Here is a 19429-nt window from a genome sequence, read left to right as displayed (position 1 = left end):
CTGTTGCGGAGTCCACCTTGCGTCTGTTCCACACTTCCGACTGGCACCTTGGGCAAAACCTGCACGGCCAGGAGCGCGATTTCGAACATGCGTGCTTCCTCGAATGGCTGCTGCGTCAATTGCAACTGGCGCAGCCGGACGTGCTGCTGATCGCCGGTGACATCTTCGACACGGTCAACCCGCCGGTCAAAGCCCAGGAACGCCTCTACGATTTCATCGTCAGCGCCCACGAACAGCAGCCGTTGCTGACCATCGTGATGATTGCCGGCAACCACGATTCCGGCTCGCGGATCGAACTGCCCGCGCCGTTGATGCGCCGTTTGCGCACGCATGCGCTGGGTCGGGTGTTGTGGCTGGATGACGGGCAACTGGATGCCGATCGTTTGTTGCTGCCATTGCCGGATAAAACCGGAGAAGTCGCCGCGTGGTGCCTGGCGCTGCCGTTCCTGCGTCCGGCGGAGGTGACTGGCGCGCATCTGGGCGATAACTATTTGCGTGGCATCGGCCAAGTGCACGAATGGCTGATCGAGGCGGCCAACGCCAAACGCCAGCCCGGTCAGGCGCTGGTCGCCATCAGCCATGCGCACATGGCCGGCGGTTCGGTGTCGGAAGACTCCGAGCGCAGCCTGATCATCGGCAATGCCGAAGCCCTGCCCGCCAGCCTGTTCGGGCCGAGCATCAGTTATGTCGCCCTCGGCCATTTGCACAAGCCGCAGAAGGTCAACGGTGAAGAACGCATTCGCTACAGTGGCTCGCCGATCCCGTTGTCGTTTTCGGAGATTGGCTATCAACACCAGATCCTCGACGTCATCCTCGACGGCGAAACCCTGGTCAGCGTCGAGCCGAAACTGATTCCGCGCTCGGTCAACCTGCAACGCATTGGCCCGGCACCGCTGGCCGAGATCCTCCTGCAACTGGCGGACCTGCCAAACATCGACCTGCTCGCCGAAACCCAGCGCCAGCCGTGGCTGGAAGTGCGTGTGCGCCTCGACGAGCCGCAGCCGGACTTGCGCCATCAAGTTGAAACCGCGTTGCAAGGCAAAGCCGTGCGGCTGGTGCGCATCGCCGCTGAATACGCCGGTAACCGTGGTGCAGACGGTGAGGAGGATGGCACCGCGCTGATCGAACTCGACCAACTCACCCCGCAGGAACTGTTCAGTCGCGCCTGGCTCGACAACTACGGCAACGAGGTCGATGAGCAGACGCTGAAGGACTTCGCCGAACTGCTGCAAGACGTACAACTGGAGGGCGAGCAGCCATGAAGATTCTCGCCATTCGCTTGAAAAACCTCGCCTCGCTGGCCGGGCCGTTCGAGATTGATTTCACCGCTGAACCATTGGCCAGCGCCGGTTTGTTCGCGATCACCGGCCCGACGGGCGCGGGTAAAAGTACCCTGCTCGACGCCCTGTGCCTGGCGCTGTTCGGCGCCGTGCCGCGCCTGAACAACACCGGCCGTGACGCCAAAGTCCCGGATGCCGACGGCGAAATCGCCACCGGCGACCCGCGCACCTTGCTGCGACGTGGCACCGGTGAAGGTTATGCAGAAGTGGATTTCGTCGGCGTCGATGGCCGTCGTTACCGTGCGCGCTGGGAAGCCAACCGTGCCCGCGAGAAGGCCGGCGGCAAGTTGCAGGCCAGCCGGCAGAGCCTGCGCGACATCGACCAGGATCAACTGCTCGCCAGCCAGAAAGGCGAATACAAAACTCAACTGGAAGCTGCCCTCGGCCTGAACTTCGAACAGTTCACCCGCGCCGTGCTGCTGGCGCAGAGCGAGTTCAGCGCGTTCCTCAAGGCTGACGACAACGATCGCAGCGAGCTGCTGGAAAAACTCACCGACACCGCGCTGTACACCCGCCTCGGCCGTCGCGCCTTCGACAAGACCAAAGAGGCCCGCGAAGCGCACAAGCTATTGCAGGATCAGGCCACCGGCGTGACCCCGTTGGCGCCCGAGGCCCGGGCTGAACTGGATCAGCGTTTCAACGCCGCGCAACAGCAATTGAAACAGCAACAGGCGCAGCTCAAGCAACTTGAACAGCAGCACAGCTGGCTCAAGGACTTGCGGGTGCTGCAAGACGCGCAGCAAGCTGCATCCGAGCAACTGCACAGTGCCCAACAACATTCGGAAAGTCTGGCTGGCGAGCGGGTGAAACTGACGCGCCTGGAGCAGCTCGGCCCACAACGACACCAGTTCGCGCGCAAAACCGAACTCGATGCCCTACTGACGCCACTGGCCGCGCAAATCGCCGCGCACACCCGGCAACACGCCGAACTGACTGAGCGCCAGACGCAGCTGGAGCACAACCTCGAAGCGGCGAAAATCGCCCTGAGCGAAGCACAACAACGACAAAGCGAAAACGCGCCGCTGTTGCGTCAGGCCTTTGAAGAGCAAAGCACCCTCGCCCGTCTGGCCAAGGAAGTCGCCCAAAGCGCCGAAGCCAGGCTCAATGCGCAGCAGGCCTGCACTGAGGGACACAACGCCATTCAAGGCCTGCTGGAAAACCAGAGCCAGGTCGCCGAACGCCTGCAACGCATCGCCGCCGAGCTTGAGCAAAGCGCTCATCTGGCGCCGCTGAGCGACGCCTGGAATGCCTACCGCGATCGCCTGCAACAGTTGATGTTGATCGGCAATCGTTTGAACAAAGGTCAGACGGAACTGGCGAGCCTCGAAGAAAACGCCACGCGCAGCGCCGCAGAGCTGACCACACAGAAACAGCAACTTGAAGTGCTGTTCAAAGAGGCCGGCGCCGAACCCGATGCCGTCGCCGAACAGATCGGCATTCTCGGCACGCTGCTGCAGGACAACCGCAAGCAACTGCGTGCGATTGAAGACCTGTCGCGGTTGTGGGTCAGCCAGCAGGAGCTGGACAAGCGCAGCGCCGAGCTGCAACAACGCCAGCTCAGCGCCCAGCAGGAACGCGAACGCCTGACCCAGGACGGGGTAAAAACCAAAGCCGAGCTGACGGTCGCCGAACAAACCCTGAACGTCACCCGCGAACTGCTCGAACGCCAGCGTCTGGCGCGCAGTGCCAGTGTCGAAGAGTTGCGCGCGCAGTTGCAGGACGACCAACCGTGCCCGGTCTGTGGCAGCAACGAGCACCCCTATCATCAGCCCGAAGCCTTGCTGCAAAGCCTCGGCCGCCATGATGAAAGCGAACAGGCCAACGCTCAGCAGGTGGTCGATCAGCTCAAGGAAAAGCTCATCGAACTGCGCGCTGAAGTCGGTGGCGTGATCGCTCAGCAAAAGGAACTGCTGCAACAGCAGGAACAACTGGCCGCGCAGCAACAGGCGCTTGCGCCGAGCCTCGACGCGCATCCGCTGGCGGCTCAGTTACTGAATCAGGACGCCGACAAACGCGATGCCTGGCTGACCCGGCAAAACGAGCAGTTGAACCAGAGCATCAGCCAGGACGAACAGCGCCAGAGCGCCCTGCTCACCTTGCAACAGGACGCGGCGCGTCTGACTCAGCAATTGCGCCAGGCCGAAACCGCGCACCAGCAAGCGGCGCAGCACCTGAGCAATCAGCAGCGAGAGTTGAGCAGCGATCGTCAGCGTCTCGACGAAGAACTCGCGGCGTTCGGCAACTTGCTTGCAGCGGACACGCTTGAGGCCTTGCGCCTCGAGCCGGCGGCGACGTTCATGCAGCTGGACCGGCAGATTGCCGAGCGTCTGGCGCAGGTCGAGCAGCAAAAGGAAGAACTGGCCGAACAGCAGCAACGTCAACAGACGCTGGAGAAGGAACAGGACCGCCAACTGAGCCGCGTCCAGCAGCAGCAAAACGCCGAGCAGCAGTTCAGCACATTGGCCGCGCAGCAACAGGCCTGCCAGACCCAACTCGCGCAACTGCTCGGCGAACACAGCAGCGCCGAGCACTGGCAGCAACAACTGGAACAGGCCGTGGAGCAGGCGCGCAGCGCCGAGACCAGCACGACTCAGGAACTACAGGATGTGCGCACGCAACGCGTGCAGACCGGCGCCGAACTCAAGGCTCAGCAAGAACGCTTGCAAGCACTGCAAAGCGAAGACAGCGAGCTGACGCAAAAGATTGCCGACTGGCGCGCCCGACATCCGGAACTCGATGACGGTGGCCTCGAAGATCTGCTACGGGTCGATGACGGTCAGGTCGCCGAACTGCGCCAGCGCTTGCAGCACAATGAAAAAGCCATCGAGCAGGCCAGGGTCTTGCTGCAAGAGCGCGACCAGCGCCTGCTCGATCATCAGGCGCAGCACAAGGGCGATCTCGATGCCGAGCAACTGGCCAGCGCCCTCACCGACCTGCAAAACCAGTTCAACATCAGTGAGCAGCAATGCGCCGAACTGCGCGCCGAACAGGCAGAAGATCAGCGCCGGCAAAACGCCAATCAGGCGCTGGCGCAGCAGATCGCCGAGGCCTACGCCGAATATCAGCGTTGGGCACGGCTCAGCGCGCTGATCGGGTCCGCCACCGGTGACACGTTCCGCAAAATCGCCCAGGCCTACAACCTCGACCTGCTGGTGCATCACGCCAACGTGCAGTTGCGCCAACTGGTCAAACGCTATCGCCTCAAGCGCGGCGGCAGCATGCTCGGCCTGCTGGTGATGGACACGGAAATGGGCGATGAACTGCGCTCGGTGCATTCGTTGTCCGGCGGCGAGACGTTCCTGGTGTCGCTGGCCCTCGCATTGGGGCTGGCGTCGATGGCATCGAGCACACTGAAAATCGAATCGCTGTTTATCGACGAAGGCTTTGGCAGCCTCGATCCGGAGTCGCTGCAACTGGCGATGGATGCGCTCGACGGGTTGCAGGCCCAGGGCCGCAAGGTGGCGGTGATTTCCCACGTACAGGAAATGCACGAGCGGATTCCGGTGCAGATTCAGGTGCAGCGTCAGGGCAATGGTTTGAGCACCCTGGAGGTGAAATGAATACGCTGTATTCATTCCGCCGCTGCCCCTATGCGATGCGTGCGCGGATGGCCCTGCGTTATTGCGCAGTGCCGGTGGAGATCGTCGAAGTCAGCCTCAAGGCCAAGCCCGCCGAGATGCTGGCGATCTCGCCCAAGGGCACGGTGCCGGTGCTGGATGCCGGTGGGCAGGTGATTGACGAGAGTCTGGAGATCATGCGCTGGGCCTTGGCGCAGCATGATCCGCAGGGCTGGTTACTGGGGGGTGATCCACGGATTGCCGAGTTGATCGAGGCGAATGATCAGGTGTTCAAGGTGCATCTGAATCGCTACAAGTACGCCGAACGCTATCCCGAGCAGCCGATGGAAGTTTATCGGGCTGAGGGCGCGTTGTTTTTGCAGCGTCTGGATGAGCTGCTGACCGATCGTGAGTACTTGCTGGCCGATCACTTGAGTCTGGCGGATGTGGCGTTGCTGCCGTTCGTGCGGCAGTTTGCGCATGTGGATCGCGAGTGGTTTGCGCAGACGCCTTATGTGCGGTTGCAGGCGTGGTTGCAGTGCTTCCTCGAATCCGACCTCTTCACCTCGATCATGAAGAAGTAACCCTGAATTTCCGCTACCGAACACCTTGTGGCGAGGGGTTCATCCCCGATGGGCGGCGAAGCTGCCCTGAAATCAGAAACCTCGGTGTATCAGAACAATCCGGTTTGCCGGGTCTGGGGCCGCTTCGCGACCCATCGGGGGATGAATCCCCTTGCCACAGTGGTTCGCGTTGTCTAGGCGAGTGCGTTGCACATGCCGAGTGCCATGCAATCCACTTCAAAGAGGCCGAGAAAATCGGCAGAGACTTTCATCGGTGGATTGCCGGCCATCAGCCCCAGGGTATTTGCCCGTTCGATGTTGTGCGCGATGGTGTGATTGGCCTCTATGGCCCGTGCCAGTGCGCCGACCGAACCCTGACCGAAGCCAAGTAACGCTGCGCCATTGGTCATCAGTGCCAGGCCGGCGATGACCCAAAGTCTGTAGCCTTTCATGCTCCGCCTACCCCTGCGAGTTCCGCCCGATCGACCAGCACGCTGTCTGCGCGGTGTTCGAACTGGATGCCGGGGTGTGCGACCTGGATCGGCGCGTCGAAGTTGTGTTGAGTCTGCGCAGCGACGCTGACGAACAACACCAGGACCAGGTAAAGACCAATGGCCATATAGGCGCCGCGCCTGGCTGAGGTGATGATTGCACTGGCCATGATGTTTCTCCGTGGGCATGTTTCAGTGCCGTCAGGATCAATCAAAAAAACCGTGCTAACCACTCAGGGTTTGCCATAGTAAACATCAACCTGGTTGATTATTTAGCCGGTCTATCTCTGCGATGGAGAAAACCTGTCGAGCGGAGAGTTTTCGATCACGCAAACGTGCAGGCGCTGCCGAAGGCTGCGATCTTTTGACATTCAAGATGCAAAGATCGCAGCCTTCGGCAGCGCCTGCTGGGCGTTGTTCGAAGCGGGCATTTCAGTGTTGGGCTTTGTGATCCAGGGCGGCGTAGAAGTTGGCGCTCTGTTGCAGGTATTTCTGGGTGTAGCTCTGGGTGTGGGATTTTTTGCTGGCGATTTCAACGTTCGCGCTGGCTGGCAGGGCCACGGTGGCAGAGATGGCGGAAGCGGCGATGACGGAGAAGAGATTGAAGTTCATGGCGGTAACCCTCGTATTCGTTTGGCTGGCTTGCCCGGTTGGGCCGTGAAGCAAACTTAACGCTCGAGGGTTGATCGCTTGAAATGCTTTGTAGCATTACCGGATATCAGCGCGATTAATACAAAGAGACAGGCCCGGTAATCCGGGGCCTGTGGCTTATTGTCGCAGCAAAAACTTCAGGTCACTCGGGGCGTCCATCGGCAGTTTTTGCACGGTTTTGCCGAGCAGGCCGGTCTTGGCATCACGCTCGACAACAACAATGTCGTTGCTCTTCTGGTTGGCGATCAGCAGGAACTTGCCGCTTGGATCTAGGCTGAACTCCCGTGGATGATCGCCCTCCACCGAACGTTTTTGCAGCTCTTTGAGCTGGCCGTTCGCCGGATCAATGCTGAACACCAGCAGCTGATTGGCAGTGCCACGGTTGCTGACGTAAAGAAACTTGCCATCGGCCGATGCATGCAGCGCGGCAGCGGCTTTGTCAGAGGTTGGCTGCCCAGCGGCCAGATCGACCAGTTGCGTCTGGGTCAGTACACCGTCGTTGTAATCGAACACCGCGACTTGCGCGCTCATTTCCATGGTCAACCAGGCATGTTTGCCGTCAGCGCTGAACAGCAAATGACGTGGGCCGCTGCCGGCAGGCAACGCCACAGAAGCGGTTTTCGCCGGGGTCAGCGGCAGCTCCGGATTGGCCTTCGGGTCGAATTGATAAATGAAGACTTTGTCCGCGCCCAGATCATTGGAGAACACGTAGCGGCCGTCCGGCGAAGAAACCGTCGAGTGCACGTGGTTCGAGGCCTGGCGCTCAGGATTGACCCGGCTCGCCGGGTGCGCACTCATCTGCACCACCGGTTTGAGTTTGCCATCCGCACCGACCGGCAATACCGCCAGCGTTCCACCCGGATCTTCCACCACCGAATAGTTGCTGACGAACAGATGGCCGGCATCGCCGCTGAGGCTGGAATGAGTCGGCTCGTTGCCCAGGCTCTGCACTTGATTGATCAGGCTCAAGGCGTGGGTCTTGGGGTCAATCGAATAGCTGCTGACGCGGCCAACCGGGTCTTTCTGGCCCGGGCCGTTTTCGTTGACCACGAACAGACGTTTCTGGTCTTTGGACAGGGTCAGCCACGACGGGTTTTCGCTCTTCACCACTTGCAACGGCTTGGCGTCGATCTGGCCGGTGGTGCTGTCGAATTTCATGCGATAGATGCCCTGGCTGCTGCCGGCGGTGTAGGAGCCGACCAGCAACTGGAAGGTCTCGGCGCTGGCCGTGGACAGGCCCATCGCGCCAACGCTGCCGGCCATCAACAACGGCCATAATTTACGCATGTTCATTAATTGTCATCCTCGTCATCACTGCTGCTGACTACATCGCCAAGGCAGACCAGGCGGTGTTCGCCCGTGGTTTTGGTGTCGCTGGCATAGCCAACGATCAGCCAGCTCTGCAGGTCTTCGTCAAACGTCGCCGCTGCAACCTGCGCCGGCGTGAACTCCCAATGCTTGGCCGCTCGGCCGTCGATGCATTCGATGTGCAGGTTGTCGTCTTCGTCGAGGGCGAATTCGAAAGCATGCAGGCCGTCGATTTCCACCATACCGCAGTGTTCGAGGGCGTTGAGAAGGGTTTGGGCAGTCATGGCAATCAAGTCTTTCAGGGGGAAATCCGGCAATGATAGCTCATTGTTGGCGCAGAACCCTGTGGGAGCTGGCTTGCCAGCGATAGCAATGTGTCAGACACATCAATGTTGAAGGTGCCGTCCTCATCGCTGGCAAGCCAGCTCCCACAGGGATATCCGCTTTCAGTTACAACGCATCGCGTGAAGGCTTGCCATCCACCAAGCGCTGAATGCGCAGCGGGTTAGCGTTTTTCAGTGGCTCCGGCAGCAAGCTGTCGGGGTAGTTCTGGAAACACACCGGGCGCAGGAAACGGTCGATGGCCAGCGTGCCGACTGAGGTGCCGCGGGCATCGGACGTCGCCGGGTATGGGCCGCCATGCACCATCGCATCGCACACCTCGACACCGGTCGGATAACCATTGAGCAGGATCCGCCCGACCTTTTGCTCGAGCAACGGCGTCAGTTCCGGGAAGCGTTCGAAATCCGCCTGCTCGCCGATAATCGCCGCCGTCAGTTGCCCGTGCAAGCCGTTCAACGCGGCACTGAGTTGCGCTTTGTCCGCGACCTCGACGATCACCGTGGTCGGGCCGAACACTTCTTCCTGCAGCACTTCGTCGCCGTCGATCAACAGGCTGACATCAGCCTTGAACAACTGCGGTTGCGCCTGATTGCCCTGCTGCGGATTACCCGCCAGATGCTCGATGCCCGGATGCGCGGCCAGCTTCTGCAAGCCTTTGCCGTAGCTGCCAAGGGTGCCGGCGTTGAGCATGGTTTGCGCCGGTTGATCGCCGATCAAGGCGCCGACCTGCTGCACGAAAGCCGTGAACTGCGGCGAACGAATACCAATGACCAGACCGGGATTGGTACAGAACTGACCGCAGCCCTGCACCACCGAAGCGGTCAGGTCACGGGCAACGGTTTCCGAGCGTTCGGCCAGTGCCTGCGGCAGGACGATCACCGGGTTGATGCTCGACATCTCGGCGAACACTGGAATCGGTTGCGCACGCGCAGCGGCCATGTCGCACAGCGCACGTCCGCCCTTGAGCGAACCGGTGAAGCCTACCGCCTGAATCGCCGGGTGCTTGACCAGCCACTCACCCACGCCGCCACCGTAGATCATGTTGAATACGCCGGCCGGCATCGCGGTTTTTTCTGCGGCACGGATCAACGCATCGGCCACTCGCTCAGCCGTGGCCATGTGGCCGCTGTGGGCCTTGAATACCACCGGGCAACCGGCGGCCAGTGCCGCCGCGGTGTCGCCGCCGGCGGTGGAAAACGCCAGGGGGAAGTTGCTTGCGCCAAACACCGCTACCGGGCCGAGACCAATACGGTATTGGCGCAGATCCGGACGCGGCAGTGGCTGGCGATCCGGCAACGGCAGGTCAATGCGCGCACCGTAAAAATCACCCCGGCGCAGGACTTTGGCGAACAGACGCATCTGCCCGCTGGTGCGTCCGCGCTCGCCTTGAATGCGTCCGGCGGGCAATGCGGTTTCCCGGCAGACCAGCGCGACGAAATCATCACCGAGCGCATCCAGTTCATCGGCGATCGCGTCGAGAAACTGTGCACGCCGTTCAGCACTAAGGCTGCGGTACGCCGGGTACGCCGCCGCAGCGGCCTGGGCGGCGGCAGCGACTTCCTGCTCGGTGGCCTGGATGAATGCATAGGGCAGGTTTTCACCGGTCGTGGCGTCAACGCTGTGCAGTTTGATGTCGCCAGCCGCGCTGCGCTGACCGCCGATGTAGTTGTGACCGAGAATCTGCGTCATGGGATCTCCTTAAAGGGTGCCGATGCTGTTCGGTTGAAATGCCGCTGCAACCGGTGCGATACCGTTGACCAGCGGAGCGCCGAAGTCGGCCTGGCTGATTTCAAATACATCGCCCGGCCGGCTGCGAATGCCATCGGCGAACGACAGGGTCGCGGTGCCGAAGAAATGAATGTGCACGTCGCCCGGACGCAGGAACTGGCTGTATTTGAAGTGGTGATACTCGAGGTTGGCGAGGCTGTGGCACATATTGGCCTCGCCACTGAGAAATTCGCTCTGCCACAGCACTTCGCCGTCGCGCAGGATGCGACTGGTGCCTGCCAGATGTTGAGGCAATTCACCCGTGCGAAGTTCCGGACCGTAGCTGCAACTGCGCAATTTCGAATGCGCGAGGTACAGGTAATTCTTGCGTTCCATGACGTGGTCGGAGAATTCGTTGCCGACCGCGAAACCCACGCGATAAGGCTTGCCATCGTGGCCGATGACGTAGAGGCCAGCCATCTCCGGTTCTTCGCCGGCGTCCTCGGCAAATGGCGGCAGCGGGAATGGCTGGCCCGGACGCACGACAATGCTGCCATCGCCTTTATAGAACCATTCCGGCTGCACGCCGGCCTGCCCTGTTTGCGGTTTACCGCCCTCCACGCCCCATTTGAAGATGCGCATGGTGTCGGTCATCGCCGCTTCGTCGCCAGCCTGCTGGTGCATCTTGTCCCGCGCCGAGGCGCTGCCCAGGTGCGTCAGGCCGGTGCCGCTGACCAGCAGGTGCGCCGGGTCCGGGTGATCGAGCGGAGGCAGGATGCGCAGGTCCTTGAGTAACTGCGCATAGTCATGGCTGCCACCGAGGCCGAGCGTGTGCACATGCTGCTCAAGGGTCGCGCCGGCTTCGATCGCGGCCAGCGCCAGATCGCGCACGCTGCGGGCGTCCCGCACTTCGCGGACCAGACCGTTGTCGACCACGCCGACGCGGCGTTCGCCGTTGGTTAATTCGAATTGAACCAGATGCATATGTCCTCTCCTGTATACAAACCTTCGAAACACTGCAAAACCCTGTGGGAGCTGGCTTGCCAGCGATAGCAATCTGTCTGACACAGCCATGTTGGATGTGCCCCCGTCATCGCTGGCAAGCCAGCTCCCACAGGGTCGGGGGGGTGTGAGAATCAGGTTCGGGTGGCGCCGCGTGCGCTGGCGGCAAATTGGTCAACCGGCAGCACGTGTTTGCGTTCCAGCACGCGGTAGACGACTCCTGTGAGAATCAAGCCGAACACCATCACCCCGCTGAGGAAATACAACCCCGAACCCAGATTGCCGGTGTACTCCTTCAACGCCCCGATCACGAACGGCCCGATATAGCCGCCGAGGTTGCCGACCGAATTGATCAACGCGATCCCTGCCGCCGCACTGGCGCCGGCGAAGAACCGCCCCGGCAAGGTCCAGAACACCGCCGTGCAGGAAAACAGCGCAAATGCCACCAGGCACAGCGCCGCCAGTTGCGCCAACGGCACCGACAGCCAGGCACTGAGGAACAGGCCGATCGCACCCAACACATAGAGCACCGCCAAGTGGCCGTAGCGATCGTTCATCCGATCAGAACTGCGCGGCACGATCAGCAGGCCGACGATGCCGAAGATGTACGGCACCGACGAGACGAAACCGGTCACCAGGTCGCTGCCGCCAAACTGTTTGATCAGCGTCGGCAACCACAGACCGAGGCCATAAATGCTCAGGGTCACCGGCAGATAAAACAGCGCCAGCAGCAACACGCGTTTGTCTTTCAAGGCATGCAACGGGTTGCCGTGACGGGTCTGGCCGTATGCCTGCAAATCCTTTTTCAGCTCGCCGGTCAGCCAGTCTTTCTCGCTTTGATCCATCCATTGCACCTGCTGCGGGCCGTCCGGCAGCCAGCGCAGCACCGGCCAGGTCAGCAGGATCGCCGGCGTACCGATGACGATGAACAGCCACTGCCAGCCGTGCAGCCCGAGGATGCCATCCATGCCCAGCAAGCCGCCGGACACCGGGCCGGTGATCATCATCGCGATCGGTTGGGAGAGGATGAACAGGCCGAGGATCTTGCCGCGATGGCGCACCGGGAACCATTGGGTGATGTAGTAGAGAACGCCGGGAAAGAAGCCCGCCTCCGCCGCGCCGAGCAGAAAACGCATGACGTAGAAACTGTGCGGGCCCTGAACGAAGGCCATGCCGATGGTGATCGCACCCCAGGTGATCATGATCCGCGCAAACCAGCGCCGTGCGCCGAAGCGTTCAAGCATCAGGTTGCTGGGGATTTCCAGCAGGAAGTAACCAATGAAAAACAGCCCGGCACCCAGGCCATAGGCCGCATCGCCAATGCCGATATCGGCGCCCATGTGCAGCTTGGCGAAGCCGACGGCGGAGCGATCCACGTAGGCAATCAGGTACAGCAGGATCAGGAAGGGAATCAGTTTCAGCGTGATGCGGCGAATAAGCCGCAATTCCTGGCTCATGGGGTCGGTCTCCGATTGTTGTTTTTATAGAACCTCAGGGGACGCCTCTCACTGAAAACCGCCAGGGCCATCCCTCTGTCGAAAACGACTATATAGTATTACTAATTACCCAACAACACTTCCAAATGGCCGATTTTGCGCTTATGTTAGGCCGAAGCTGGAACACTATAGTCATACAATAAGAGAATCGATCATGTCTGATAAGAAACCCACCCTGCGCTCGGCCCAATGGTTTGGCACTGCCGACAAGAACGGCTTCATGTACCGCAGCTGGATGAAGAATCAGGGCATCGCCGACCACCAGTTCCACGGCAAGCCGATCATCGGCATCTGCAACACCTGGTCGGAACTGACCCCGTGCAACGCGCATTTCCGCCAGATCGCGGAGCACGTCAAACGCGGGGTGATCGAGGCCGGCGGGTTCCCGGTGGAATTCCCGGTGTTCTCCAATGGCGAATCGAACCTGCGCCCCACCGCCATGCTCACTCGTAACCTGGCGAGCATGGACGTTGAAGAAGCAATTCGCGGTAACCCGATTGACGGGGTGGTGTTGCTGACCGGTTGCGACAAAACCACCCCGGCGCTGCTGATGGGCGCGGCCAGCTGCGACGTGCCGGCCATCGTCGTCACTGGCGGGCCGATGCTCAACGGCAAGCACAAGGGCAAGGACATCGGTTCCGGCACGGTGGTCTGGCAACTGAGCGAACAGGTCAAGGCCGGCACCATCACCATCGACGATTTCCTTGCGGCCGAGGGCGGCATGTCACGCTCGGCGGGCACCTGCAACACCATGGGAACGGCATCGACCATGGCTTGCATGGCCGAAGCACTCGGCACGTCCTTGCCGCACAACGCGGCGATTCCGGCGGTGGATGCGCGGCGTTATGTGTTGGCGCACATGTCCGGCATGCGCGCGGTGGAGATGGTTCGTGAGGATTTGAAACTGTCGAAGATCCTCACCAAGGAGGCCTTCGAAAACGCCATTCGGGTCAACGCGGCGATCGGCGGCTCGACCAACGCGGTGATCCACTTGAAAGCCATCGCAGGCCGCATCGGCGTCGAACTGGATCTGGACGACTGGACGCGTATCGGGCGCGGTACGCCGACTATCGTCGACCTGCAACCGTCCGGGCGTTTCCTGATGGAGGAGTTTTATTACGCCGGTGGTTTGCCGGCGGTGCTGCGCCGTCTCGGTGAGGCCAATCTGATTCCCAATCCGAACGCGCTGACCGTCAACGGCAAGACACTGGGCGAAAACACCAAGGACGCGCCGATTTACGGTGAAGACGAAGTGATCCGTCTCCTCGACAACCCGATCCGCGCCGACGGTGGCATCTGCGTGTTGCGCGGCAACCTGGCGCCTCTCGGTGCCGTGCTCAAGCCGTCCGCCGCCACCCCGGAACTGATGCAGCATCGCGGCCGCGCCGTGGTGTTCGAGAACTTCGACATGTACAAGGCGCGGATCAACGATCCAGAGCTGGACGTGGATGCCAACTCGATTCTGGTGATGAAGAACTGCGGGCCGAAGGGTTATCCGGGCATGGCCGAAGTCGGCAACATGGGCTTGCCGGCCAAGCTGCTGGCGCAGGGCGTGACCGACATGGTGCGCATTTCCGATGCACGCATGAGTGGCACGGCGTACGGCACGGTGGTTTTGCACGTGGCCCCGGAAGCGGCGGCCGGCGGGCCTCTGGCGGCGGTGCAGGAAGGCGACTGGATCGAACTCGATTGCGCCACCGGGCGTTTGCACCTGGACATTCCGGATGCCGAACTGGCGGCGCGCATGGCCGATCTGCAGCCACCGCAGCAACTGCTGGTGGGCGGCTACCGTCAGCTGTACATCGACCATGTGCTGCAGGCGGATCAGGGCTGCGACTTTGACTTCCTGGTCGGTTGCCGAGGTGCGGAGGTGCCACGCCATTCTCACTGATCACACAAATCCCTGTGGGAGCGAGCTTGCTCGCGAAGACGGCGGTACATTCAACTGTAATGTTGTTTGATCCATCGCTTTCGCGAGCAAGCTCGCTCCCACAGTTGTTCTTTACCCGCCTCAAGATTGTGCCGTGCCTGCTATGATGCGCGGCATCTCCATCGCTCAGGATTGCCCCGCTCCCCATGGATTACCGCAAACCTTCCGACCGCAAAAGCATGCACTCGCGCATTGTCCAGGAACTGGGCATGCAGATCGTCTCCGGACGCTTTTTGCCCGACGACAAACTGCCCGCCGAAGCCTTGCTCTGCGAGGAATACGCGGTCAGCCGGCCGGTGTTGCGCGAAGCCACACGGGTGCTGGTGGCCAAGGGGCTGGTGTATTCCAAACCACGGGTCGGAACCGTCGTCAAAGCGCGCCGCGAATGGCACATGCTCGACCCGGACGTGCTGCACTGGCTGATGCAGAGCAGCCCGCAGAACGAATTCTTCAATGTGCTGACCAGCGTGCGCAGCATCATCGAACCGGCCGCTGCCGCCCTCGCCGCCCAGCATGCGACCGAGGCCGACATTGCGGCGATTGGTGAGGCTTACCAGCGCATGGAAGCGGCGCCGACACCGGAAGCCTTGCTGCAACCGGACCTCGACTTCCACAGCCGGATTGCCGATGCGACGCACAATGATCTGTTGGCGAACCTGTGCAACATGTTGTCGGTGGCGATTGCCGAGGCGTTGAAGCACTCGAATCAGCGGCCGAATCTGCATGAGTTGGCGTTGCCTCGGCACAAGGCGATTTTGACGGCGATTGAGAATCGTGATGCCCTTGGTGCTCGGCATACGACGTTGGTGCAACTGGATGATGCTCGCAGCGCATTGAGTGCTGTGCTTGGCGCTGAACTTACCTAAGACTTGAGATCTTCTGCCCTCACCCTAGCCCTCTCCCAGAGGTAGAGGGGACCGATTGGGGGATATTTAAGAACTACGCCGACTTGAACGATCTGCTGTGAATCCATAACCGACTCGACATCTCAAGTCGAACGATTTGCTGTGATTCCATAATCGACTCGGTGTTTCAGGTCGATGTATCAAGCCGCACACCTCGGTCAGTCCCCTCTCCCTCCGGGAGAGGGCCAGGGTGAGGGGCTGTTGATCTTGAGCCACAAAAAAAGCCGCAACCCTAAGGTTGCGGCTTTGTCGTTTCAGCCCTTCAGATCAATGCGCAAACAGCGAATTGCCCTTCTGCCCCGCCAGTTTCTCCGGCTTGATCAGGAACTTCGCCAGTGCCGGCAGCAGCCACAGCGCGCCGAACATGTTCCAGAGCAGCATGAAGGTCAGCATCAGCCCCATGTCGGCCTGGAACTTGATCGCCGAGAAGATCCAGGTGCACACGCCGATGGCCAGGCACAAACCGGTGAACAGCACGGCTTTACCGGTGGATTTCAGGGTCTGGTAATAGGCTTCCTGCAACGGCAACCCCGCGCGCAGGAAACTTTCCAGGCGGCTGTAGATGTAGATGCCGTAGTCCACGCCAATCCCCACACCCAGTGCCACCACCGGCAAGGTCGCGACCTTCACGCCAATGCCCATGAACGCCATCAGCGCGTTGCCGAGTACCGAGGTCAGCACCAGCGGCAGGACGATGCACAGCGTCGCCGCCCACGAACGGAAGGTGATCATGCACATCACCGCCACGCAGATGTACACCAGGATCAGGATGGTCAGCTCGGCCTGCTTGATGACTTCGTTGGTGGCCGCTTCGATCCCGGCGTTACCGGCCGCGAGAATGAATTCCAGACCGTCCTTGTTATTGTCCTTGGCGAATTCCTGCACCGCGTGCACCGCCCGATCGAGGGTTTCAGCCTTGTGATCGTTGAGGAACACCAGCACTGGCGCCAGCGAGCAACTGTTGTTGTACAGGCCATCGGCGCGGGCAATCGAGTTGTTCAGCACGTCCGGGTTGCGTGACAGGGTTTCCCATTTCAGGTTGCCCTCGTTCATGCCCTTGATCATCTGCTTGGACACCGTCACCAGCGAGATCGCCGACTGCACGCCCTCGGTGTTCTGCATCTTCCACATCAGCTCATCAATCGGCGCCATGGCCTCAAAGCGCGAGCAACCTTCAGCCTTGGTCTTGACCATCACCACCAGCACGTCGGAACTGGTCGAATAGTTGTTGATGATGAAGTTGTTGTCCTTGTTGTAGCGCGAGTCCGGCCGCAGTTCCGGCGCGCCTTGGTCGAGGTCGCCGATTTTCAGGTTCTGGCTGTACCAGAGGCCGCCGCCGAAGGCGATCAGTGCCAGCACCACCGAGATGCGTGCGACTTTCGGATTGGCGAAGTTCGACAGCAGGCGCCAGAACGGGTGTTCGCGGTTTGCGTCTTTCTTGCTCTTGGCGATGGCGCGTTTGCTGATGCCGACATAGGAAATGGCGACCGGCAGCAGGATCAGGTTGGTGAACACGATCACCGCCACGCCGATTGACGCGCCGATGGCCAGTTCGCGAATCACGCCAATGTCGATGATCAGCAGCGTGATGAAGCCCACCGCGTCAGCGAGAATCGCGATCATCCCCGGCAGGAACAGTTGCCGGAAGGTGCGCCGCGCCGCGGTCAGGGCGTTGTCGGCTTCACTCGATTGCAGGGCGATACCGTTGATCTTCTGCACGCCGTGGGAAATGCCGATGGCGAAGATCAGGAACGGCACCAGCATCGAATACGGGTCGAGTCCGAAGCCGAAGAAGTGCATCAAGCCAAGCTGCCAGACCACCGCGACCAGCGTCGTACTCAACACCGCAATGGTGCTGCGCAGGCAGTTGGTGAACCACAGCAGCAGGATCAGGGTGATGACGAAGGCGATGCCGAAGAACAGCACCACCATCACCAGACCGTCGATCAGGTCGCCGACCTTCTTGGCGAAACCGACGATGTGGATCTTGACGTTGGGGTTCTGCGCTTCGAACTTGTTGCGGATCTTGTCTTCGAGCTCATGGGAGAACTTGCGATAGTCCAGGGCCAGCAACTTGCCCTGGTCTTCCGGATCCGGATAGGACTCCAGCAGCGGGATATCGACGATGCTCGACTTGAAGTCGTTGGCCACCAGGCGCCCGACTTGCCCGGACTTGAGCACGTTGTTGCGCAGCAGGTCGAGGCTGTCCTGAGAACCGTTGTAGCTCTGCGGGATCACTTCACCACCGGCAAAACCTTCTTCGGTCACTTCGGTCCAGCGTACGCTCGGGCTCCACAGCGACTTGAGGCCAGAACGGTCGACGCCGGAGATGTAGAACACCTCGTCGTTGATTTGCCGCAGGGTCTCCATGTACTCCTTGGAGAAGATGTCGCCGTCCTTGGCCTCCACCGAAATGCGCACGGTGTTGCCCAGGTTCGCCAGATCGTTGCGGTGCTCCATCATCTTCTCGATGAACGGATGCTTGAGCGGGATCATTTTTTCGAAACTGGTCGACGGCCGGATCAGCGTGGCCTGCCAGAACAGGAAAATACTCACCACCAGACAGATCAGAATCACCGCCGGGCGGTTGTTGAAAATCAGGCGTTCGAGAAACGTCGCCTTGTCCTGCTGAGGAGTGATCAAGGAAGTCATAGCCCCGCCTTCTTATTATTGATCTCGGCACCGTTCGGCAGCGTGGTGTGGACACCGCCCTGCCCGGTCAGAATCAGGTTGCCGTCACCGGCAGCGGTGACCGATGACAGCGAAATACGATCCGGGCGGTTGAACACGCTGAAGGTTTCGCCGTTGTCGCTGCTACTGATCACCGAACCGCCGTTACCGACGATCACGATCGAGCCGTCTTCGAGCAGGGTCGCGCCGGACAGGCCGAATTCCAGCGCACCGCGTGCGGCTTTCAGCTCGATCTGCTCCCAGGTGCTGCCGAAGTCGGTGGAGCGATAGAGGTTGCCGCGCAAGCCATAAGCCAGCAGGGTCTGCGGTTGCGCCGTGCCGATCGCGCCGAACAGCGAACCTTCGTACGGGCCTTCGAGTTTTTCCCAGGTCTGGCCCCAGTCGGCGGAGCGAAACATGCTGCCCGACTCGCCGACGATGAACAGCCCGGCATCCTTCACCGCCGCAATGGCGTTGAGGTGGAACTGGTCTTCGTTGTCGAGGCGGTCACTGACGTCTTCCCAGTGCTTGCCGCCGTCGGTGGTTTCCAGCAGCGCGCCGTAAGCGCCCACGGCCATGCCGCTGTTGACGTCCTTGAACCAGACGTCGAGCAGCGGCGATTCACGTTTGAGGTCTTCGAATTGTTTGCTCCAGGTCAGACCGCCGTCTTCGCTGGCAAGGATCTGCGCGTCATGGCCGACGGCCCAGCCGTGTTTGTCATCGACAAAGTACACCGCCGTCAGCAGTTGCCGGGTCGGCACCTTGGCCTGGGTCCAGGTCTTGCCCTGGTCGTCGGAATAGAGAATGTGCCCGCGATCACCCACCGCCACCAACCGGGTGCCGGCGTGGACGACGTCGAGTATCAGGCTTTTCGCGGCTTTGGCTGATGCGGTGGCGTAAACCACGTCGGCCGGCGCTTCGGCAGCGCTCACAGGTGCCGACAAGGTGGCAAAGCCCAGCAGCGAGAGTGCTGTGGCCAGCAACGCGGTGTTGCGTAACGCCGGCGGGCGGCAACGACTCATAAACCTTCCCCTATTTATTATTGTTAGGCCATTTGGCCTTCAAGGGCGCCGCAAGTGTGCTCCGCTGACGGCTAGTCAGAAGCATAGTCCTGAAACCCGCAATCCAGAGCCACTTCGGAAGCTGGCTCATCCTATCGGGCTTTCGAAACGTCTGACAATCGGCGCCACGTTATCTTTTGTTAACCGAAAGCGGCCCTCTGTAACGAATGAATTTCCCTGTGGGAGCGAGCTTGCTCGCGAAAGCGGTGGATCAGCCAATAAAGAGGGTGACCGTTACGCCGCCTTCGCGAGCAAGCTCGCTCCCACAGGGGTTGGTGGTGGTTGTGGGATTTGAATACATGACCATTCGCCGGGGTGATGCGGCAAAAATCATCGAGGGGACTTGCACGATCGGTATTATGGTATACCATAAGACGCACAGACACTCTTAATCCCCCACGGAGCA

Annotated in this window: 15 protein-coding genes; 5 read left to right on the top strand and 10 right to left on the bottom strand. The window is 60.8% G+C overall.

The annotated features are described in order from the left end of the window. The first annotated feature begins 17 nt into the window (after positions 1-17). Genes HV782_RS12975 through HV782_RS12965 form a run of 3 tightly spaced genes read left to right on the top strand, consistent with a single transcriptional unit; the run spans position 18 to position 5481 of the window. Positions 18-1262 carry an exonuclease SbcCD subunit D C-terminal domain-containing protein gene (locus HV782_RS12975; protein ID WP_186748469.1) on the top strand — a complete coding sequence of 415 codons (1245 nt, stop codon included), beginning with the start codon at positions 18-20 and terminating at the stop codon, positions 1260-1262. Next, positions 1259-4900: an AAA family ATPase gene (locus tag HV782_RS12970; protein WP_186748470.1), complete on the top strand. Its 3642-nt coding sequence runs from the start codon at positions 1259-1261 to the stop codon at positions 4898-4900. The genes HV782_RS12975 and HV782_RS12970 overlap by 4 nt, the downstream gene beginning before the upstream one ends. Further along, positions 4897-5481, top strand: a complete 585-nt coding sequence (locus HV782_RS12965; RefSeq protein WP_186748471.1) for a glutathione S-transferase — start codon at positions 4897-4899, stop codon at positions 5479-5481. Before HV782_RS12970 ends, HV782_RS12965 begins: the two co-directional genes overlap by 4 nt. Positions 5482-5654: 173 nt before the next feature. Here the strand turns inward: HV782_RS12965 and HV782_RS12960 are convergent, their stop codons facing one another. From HV782_RS12960 to HV782_RS12925, 8 genes are all read right to left on the bottom strand, one after another. Then, the gene (locus HV782_RS12960; RefSeq protein ID WP_186748472.1) at positions 5655-5912 is read right to left on the bottom strand and encodes a hypothetical protein; all 258 of its coding nucleotides are present in this window, start codon (positions 5910-5912) and stop codon (positions 5655-5657) included. Continuing rightward, a complete protein-coding gene (locus HV782_RS12955; RefSeq protein WP_123468012.1) occupies positions 5909-6121 on the bottom strand; it encodes a hypothetical protein in 213 nt (70 codons plus the stop codon). The genes HV782_RS12960 and HV782_RS12955 overlap by 4 nt, the downstream gene beginning before the upstream one ends. Positions 6122-6383: 262 nt before the next feature. Beyond that, complete coding sequence (locus tag HV782_RS12950; RefSeq protein WP_041062495.1) at positions 6384-6563, bottom strand: hypothetical protein; 180 nt, start codon at positions 6561-6563, stop codon at positions 6384-6386. A gap of 156 nt (positions 6564-6719) precedes the next feature. Further along, positions 6720-7895, bottom strand: coding sequence for a lactonase family protein (locus HV782_RS12945; RefSeq protein ID WP_128613761.1), 1176 nt, complete (start codon positions 7893-7895; stop codon positions 6720-6722). Next, complete coding sequence (locus tag HV782_RS12940; RefSeq protein WP_123469157.1) at positions 7895-8194, bottom strand: DUF5629 family protein; 300 nt, start codon at positions 8192-8194, stop codon at positions 7895-7897. The genes HV782_RS12945 and HV782_RS12940 overlap by 1 nt, the downstream gene beginning before the upstream one ends. Before the next feature lie 166 nt (positions 8195-8360). After that, positions 8361-9941, bottom strand: coding sequence for an aldehyde dehydrogenase (NADP(+)) (locus tag HV782_RS12935; protein ID WP_186748473.1), 1581 nt, complete (start codon positions 9939-9941; stop codon positions 8361-8363). A gap of 9 nt (positions 9942-9950) precedes the next feature. Next, the gene (gene araD1 / locus HV782_RS12930; protein ID WP_128613763.1) at positions 9951-10943 is read right to left on the bottom strand and encodes an AraD1 family protein; all 993 of its coding nucleotides are present in this window, start codon (positions 10941-10943) and stop codon (positions 9951-9953) included. 152 nt (positions 10944-11095) lie between these two features. Next, on the bottom strand, positions 11096-12418 hold the full coding sequence (locus tag HV782_RS12925) for an MFS transporter (protein WP_123468001.1): 1323 nt from the start codon (positions 12416-12418) through the stop codon (positions 11096-11098). A 193-nt stretch (positions 12419-12611) separates the two neighbouring features. Between HV782_RS12925 and HV782_RS12920 the strand changes: the two genes are divergently transcribed. After that, positions 12612-14348 carry an IlvD/Edd family dehydratase gene (locus tag HV782_RS12920; RefSeq protein WP_123467999.1) on the top strand — a complete coding sequence of 579 codons (1737 nt, stop codon included), beginning with the start codon at positions 12612-12614 and terminating at the stop codon, positions 14346-14348. 185 nt (positions 14349-14533) lie between these two features. Then, positions 14534-15253 carry a FadR/GntR family transcriptional regulator gene (locus HV782_RS12915; RefSeq protein ID WP_186748474.1) on the top strand — a complete coding sequence of 240 codons (720 nt, stop codon included), beginning with the start codon at positions 14534-14536 and terminating at the stop codon, positions 15251-15253. Between the two features lie 306 nt (positions 15254-15559). On the opposite strand, the gene HV782_RS12910 is transcribed toward HV782_RS12915, so the two are convergent. Together HV782_RS12910 and HV782_RS12905 are read right to left on the bottom strand one after the other, a co-directional pair. Next, the gene (locus tag HV782_RS12910) at positions 15560-17944 is read right to left on the bottom strand and encodes an efflux RND transporter permease subunit (RefSeq protein WP_186748475.1); all 2385 of its coding nucleotides are present in this window, start codon (positions 17942-17944) and stop codon (positions 15560-15562) included. After that, on the bottom strand, positions 17941-18984 hold the full coding sequence (locus tag HV782_RS12905; RefSeq protein WP_186748476.1) for a WD40/YVTN/BNR-like repeat-containing protein: 1044 nt from the start codon (positions 18982-18984) through the stop codon (positions 17941-17943). The genes HV782_RS12910 and HV782_RS12905 overlap by 4 nt, the downstream gene beginning before the upstream one ends. Positions 18985-19429: the final 445 nt, after the last annotated feature.

Source organism: Pseudomonas monsensis, assembly GCF_014268495.2.
GTDB lineage: Bacteria > Pseudomonadota > Gammaproteobacteria > Pseudomonadales > Pseudomonadaceae > Aquipseudomonas > Aquipseudomonas monsensis.
This window is presented reverse-complemented; position numbering and strand designations above follow the sequence as displayed.

Coding starts and splice junctions, on each gene's coding strand:
- HV782_RS12955 (WP_123468012.1), bottom strand. CDS start 6,121: ATGGCCAGTGCAATCATCACCTCAGCCAGGCGCGGCGCCTATATGGCC.
- araD1 (WP_128613763.1), bottom strand. CDS start 10,943: ATGCATCTGGTTCAATTCGAATTAACCAACGGCGAACGCCGCGTCGGC.
- HV782_RS12960 (WP_186748472.1), bottom strand. CDS start 5,912: ATGAAAGGCTACAGACTTTGGGTCATCGCCGGCCTGGCACTGATGACC.
- HV782_RS12950 (WP_041062495.1), bottom strand. CDS start 6,563: ATGAACTTCAATCTCTTCTCCGTCATCGCCGCTTCCGCCATCTCTGCC.
- HV782_RS12925 (WP_123468001.1), bottom strand. CDS start 12,418: ATGAGCCAGGAATTGCGGCTTATTCGCCGCATCACGCTGAAACTGATT.
- HV782_RS12965 (WP_186748471.1), top strand. CDS start 4,897: ATGAATACGCTGTATTCATTCCGCCGCTGCCCCTATGCGATGCGTGCG.
- HV782_RS12970 (WP_186748470.1), top strand. CDS start 1,259: ATGAAGATTCTCGCCATTCGCTTGAAAAACCTCGCCTCGCTGGCCGGG.
- HV782_RS12935 (WP_186748473.1), bottom strand. CDS start 9,941: ATGACGCAGATTCTCGGTCACAACTACATCGGCGGTCAGCGCAGCGCG.
- HV782_RS12940 (WP_123469157.1), bottom strand. CDS start 8,194: ATGACTGCCCAAACCCTTCTCAACGCCCTCGAACACTGCGGTATGGTG.
- HV782_RS12915 (WP_186748474.1), top strand. CDS start 14,534: ATGGATTACCGCAAACCTTCCGACCGCAAAAGCATGCACTCGCGCATT.
- HV782_RS12920 (WP_123467999.1), top strand. CDS start 12,612: ATGTCTGATAAGAAACCCACCCTGCGCTCGGCCCAATGGTTTGGCACT.
- HV782_RS12945 (WP_128613761.1), bottom strand. CDS start 7,895: ATGAACATGCGTAAATTATGGCCGTTGTTGATGGCCGGCAGCGTTGGC.
- HV782_RS12905 (WP_186748476.1), bottom strand. CDS start 18,984: ATGAGTCGTTGCCGCCCGCCGGCGTTACGCAACACCGCGTTGCTGGCC.
- HV782_RS12910 (WP_186748475.1), bottom strand. CDS start 17,944: ATGACTTCCTTGATCACTCCTCAGCAGGACAAGGCGACGTTTCTCGAA.